The organism is Rubrivirga sp. (assembly GCF_049648075.1).
Taxonomy (GTDB): domain Bacteria; phylum Bacteroidota; class Rhodothermia; order Rhodothermales; family Rubricoccaceae; genus Rubrivirga.
This window is the reverse complement of the sequence record NZ_JBARYR010000337.1, coordinates 1-3,878: the sequence shown is the minus strand read 5'-3', so window position 1 is coordinate 3,878 and position 3,878 is coordinate 1. Positions and strand designations below refer to the sequence as shown.

Sequence of the window (3,878 nt, the reverse complement as noted above, 5' to 3'; positions counted from 1 at the left end):
ACTTCGCCGAGGTCGAGACCGGCGCCGGGTCCGGCGACGGGCGCGTCACGCGCGCCGTGGCGGACTTCGCGCTCAACGCCCTCGACGTAGACGAGGCCGGACTCGATGACATGGACGCCCGCATCCTGACGGCGTTGATGGAGAAGTTCGACGGCGGGCCGGTCGGCATCTCGACCATCGCCGTGGCCGTGGGCGAGGACTCCGGGACCGTCGAGGAGGTCTATGAGCCGTACCTCATCCAGGAGGGCTTCATGGCGCGGACCCGTCGAGGCCGCGTCGCGACGCGGCGGGCCTACGACCACTTCGACATCGCCCCGCCGCTCAAGCAGTCCGACCTCTTCGACGAGTTGCTCGGATGAGTCGCTGGCTCCTCTGACCTCACAGTCCTCGAGGCCGCCCCTCGTCCTCGAGGCCGCGACGCTCACGATCGTCCGGCTCTGGCGTGGTTGGACGCGTCCCGCCGCCGCCGACACGTACCAGGCCTCCCTCGAGGTCGACCACGGCTTCCTCGCCCTCGAGGGCGTCGTCGGCGATCAGGTGTTGCGCTCCGACGGCGAGGACGAGGCTGCGCTCGAGGCGTTCGCCGGTCCCGACCTCGAGGTCGCCGTCGTGCCGGACTATGCCCGCGCTCCTGACTCGGTTCGACGGTCACGTGACGCACGACCGCGTCGCTGCGTCCCGCTGACCGTCCTCGAGGACGTCGAGGACGACAGCCCCGGCTTACAGGCGGACCATCACGAAGTAGGCGTCGCCGCGGTCCTCGTCGTTGTGCGGTGCCCAGACCTTGTACGGCGTGCCCAGGGTCTCCGTGGTCCCGTCGCGGTCGCGTCGTCGCGCCTCGAACTCGTCGACCTCGAGGGCGTCGGCGCCCCAGCCGACGTCGCCGAACGTGTTGGGGTAAATGAAGACAGGGACGAGGTCTGGATCATCGACCAACAGATCGACGCTGAACGTCAGGCGCGTGTCGGTCGGGACGCTCGGCAGCGTGACCGGCTGAAGCCAGGACGGGGAGGCCGTGACGGGCAGCGCGAACTCGCCCAGGACCGAGGTCTCGTCGTCGTCGTCGCGGACCTCGAGGCGCGGCGACACGCCGGTGTCCTCCCACAGCGGCGGGAACGTGAACGCGTAGCCAGCGCCCCGGAACAGGCCGTCGTGGCGTTCCGCGAACGTCGAACTGGCCCACCGCACGTCGCCGTCGACCTCGCCGACTTCGTTGCGGGCGAGGTAGACGTAGCCGGCCCGCTTCAGGTCGATGTCTGCCGTGACGGTGCTGGGTTGCACGACGATGTCATAGTTCGGGACCGCATCGAGGGCGATGCTCGAGAGGGCGTCGCTCGACATGGGCGCGGGCAAGAAGCCCGCGATGAGCGTCGTGTCGCGTGTGTCGCCGCTGCCGCGCACGTAGCGCAAGCGGAACGTGCCGACGGAGCCGTCCGGCGCGTCCGCTTGTGTCGGCGGGGTGATCGGATCGAAACTCTCGGGGGCCTCCGTGTCGACTTCGGCTTCTACCTCGGAAGGCTCGTCCGCTGCCAGGGTGTCGGCGTCGGAGCCGCAGGCGATCAGGATGCCCGAGAGCAGCGTGAGAAAGAGGAGGCGTCGCATGGGTGGGGGAGGGTGATGCCCTTCCTCCGCGCTCCCACCCGATCTCGGATCACGTCGCCGCGACGCCCGTCCCCGTGACCTGTTCTGAGCGTGCCGAAGGAACGGCTCAGGCCTCGACCTCGACGGGCCGAGCGTCCTCGAGGACGAGCCTCCGCCGGAGCGTCGGGAGGAGGGCGAGGAGCACGACGGACGCCGCCGCCACCAACGCTGCTGATCCGCCCCACAGCGCGCTTGACGACGCGTTCGCCAGCACCAGTCCACCCAGGGCCGGTGCGATCATCTTCGACAGGCCCCACGCGGCGTGGTAGACGCCTTGGTACGAGCCCCGGAGCTCGGTCGGCGCCAGTCCCGCGACGATCGTCGGGACGACGGGCAAGAAGGCCATCTCGCCCACGGTCCAGATAACGGCGCACGCCGCGTAGGCCCAGAACGTCGAGGCCGGAACCTGACACGCGATCCCGAGCGCCATTAGGGCGACCGAGGCCGGGACCCACAGCGAGGTCATCCGCTCTCCCACGTACGCCGCGACCGGCAGCCCGACCAGCACGATCAGCCCGCCGTTGACCGCGACCACCAGCCCGAAGTCGAACTCCGAGAGTCCGAGGTCGGTCATCACGATCGGGAGCGTCGTGAACAGCTGGAAGAACCCGATCCCCACCAGCAGCACGGCGACCGACACCGCCGCGAGCGCTCCGTCTCGAGCGACCGGCCCCAGATCGAGGACGACCGATGCACCCTCGGCCTCGACGGGCTTGGTCTCCGGGACCTCGACGGCGATGAGCGCCGCGTAGCCCAGCAACGTCACGCCCTCGAGGACGAACAATCCGGTGTACGACCTCGAGGCGAGCCATCCGCCCAGCGCGGGACCGATGGCGGCGCCCAGGTTGATGGCCCAGTAGACGACCGCGTACCCCCGAGCGCGGCGTTCTCCAGGGAGCAGGTCCGCGACGACGGCCGAGACGGCGGGCCGGTACATCTCGCCCAGAAACCCGAACGCGAACGAGGTCGCGGCGATGGTCGCGAATGTCGGGGCGAACGGGATCGCAGCGACGGGGGCGGCCGCGCCGCCGAGGCTCAGGAGCAGGACCGGGCGCCGCCCGATCCGGTCCGAGAGCCAGCCACCGGCCAGGCCACCTGTGAACGCGCCGCCGCCGTAGAGCGAGACCGCAAGCGTCGCGAGTTGGACGCTGTATCCCCGCTCTGCCGTCAGGAAGAGGGCCAAAAATGGAATGACCACCAGCCCCGTCCGGTTGACGAACGTGCCGACCACGAGCGCCCAAAACGGACGGGGATAGGCCTCGAGAGCGGAGCGGACGGACGCCACGCCCGAACGTACCACGCCCCGACAAGCCTGGGCCTATCGGGGCGTGGGAAGAAGCGATTTCAGGAGCTACGAGCCTAGCTTGTCGGCAGCTTTGCCAAGCAAGTCGGACGCCTTGTCCGCGGCCTTGTCGGCCACGTCGCCCGCGATGTCGCCGGCCTTCGAGGCCAGGTCGGCCGCCTTGTCCTTGACGACGTCGGGCGCGAGGTCGGCGGCCTTCTTGGCCAGGTCGCCAGCGGTGTCGCCCGCCTTGTCGGCGAGGGTCTTGGCCGTGTCTCCGGCGGTGTCTTTGAGGCTGTTGAGGTCCATGGGGAGGTGGGGCGAATGAGGGCCGTCTAACGAGCATGGGGCTCGTCGAGATCCGAACCGACCTCGAGGACGCGACCTCGAGGACGCTACTCGGCCGCTCGGCGCTCGTAGGCCCGCCTCGAGTCGTAGTAGTCGTCGGTCAGGCGCTCGGCGATCTGGTCCGCGACGAAGTCGGCCAGACGGCCCAGGCCGGTGGCCATGTCCTGGGCGGACAGGTCGGACAGCGCCTGGCCCGTGACCACGTTCCCGACCGTCGCCGGCAGGCCGAACAACGCCCCGAAGCGGGAGCGGTCCAGGATCTCGCGCTCGGCCAGTTCCGAGTCCCACAGGACCGCGCCGCTCGTCGCGTCGAGGAGCAGGACCTCGCCCAGCAGCACGAAGTAGACGGCGCCCTCGAAGGAGTCGGCCACGAGCGCGTAGTCGTAGATCCGGAGGTCCAGGAGGTAGTCGGACTGGTCCGGGCGCTGCGCGATGGAGACCCGCATCCGGTCGGCGCTCTCGGCGAGGACGCGCCGCGCGATGCGGTCGGCGATGTCGACCCGTGCGACTACGCTGTCGAGCTTCGCTTGTGCTCTCCGCGCCTGGCGCCGCTTCTCCAGCGAGGTCCCGACGCGCACGGCCGACCCGATGGGGTCGTACAGGTCGA

5 protein-coding genes are annotated in these 3,878 nt (G+C 70.0%); 1 reads left to right on the top strand and 4 read right to left on the bottom strand.

Going from position 1 to position 3,878, the window contains the following annotated elements:
* Window positions 1-359, top strand: a 359-nt coding sequence (locus WBA11_RS10130; RefSeq protein WP_424520577.1) for a Holliday junction DNA helicase RuvB C-terminal domain-containing protein, incomplete at its 5' end; no start/stop codon positions are given.
* 361 nt (window positions 360-720) lie between these two features.
* Here WBA11_RS10130 and WBA11_RS10125 read toward each other — a convergent pair.
* The 4 genes from WBA11_RS10125 to WBA11_RS10110 form a co-directional block, all read right to left on the bottom strand.
* Window positions 721-1,602 (bottom strand): hypothetical protein, encoded by an 882-nt coding sequence (locus tag WBA11_RS10125; RefSeq protein ID WP_424520576.1) that lies wholly within the window; start codon window positions 1,600-1,602, stop codon window positions 721-723.
* A 106-nt stretch (window positions 1,603-1,708) separates the two neighbouring features.
* Window positions 1,709-2,926: an MDR family MFS transporter gene (locus tag WBA11_RS10120; RefSeq protein ID WP_424520575.1), complete on the bottom strand. Its 1,218-nt coding sequence runs from the start codon at window positions 2,924-2,926 to the stop codon at window positions 1,709-1,711.
* 66 nt (window positions 2,927-2,992) lie between these two features.
* Window positions 2,993-3,232, bottom strand: a complete 240-nt coding sequence (locus WBA11_RS10115) for a hypothetical protein (RefSeq protein WP_424520574.1) — start codon at window positions 3,230-3,232, stop codon at window positions 2,993-2,995.
* An 86-nt stretch (window positions 3,233-3,318) separates the two neighbouring features.
* Window positions 3,319-3,878: hypothetical protein (locus WBA11_RS10110; RefSeq protein ID WP_424520573.1), on the bottom strand; the 560-nt coding region annotated here is incomplete at its 5' end.

Coding starts and splice junctions, on each gene's coding strand:
- WBA11_RS10125 (WP_424520576.1), bottom strand. CDS start 1,602: ATGCGACGCCTCCTCTTTCTCACGCTGCTCTCGGGCATCCTGATCGCC.
- WBA11_RS10115 (WP_424520574.1), bottom strand. CDS start 3,232: ATGGACCTCAACAGCCTCAAAGACACCGCCGGAGACACGGCCAAGACC.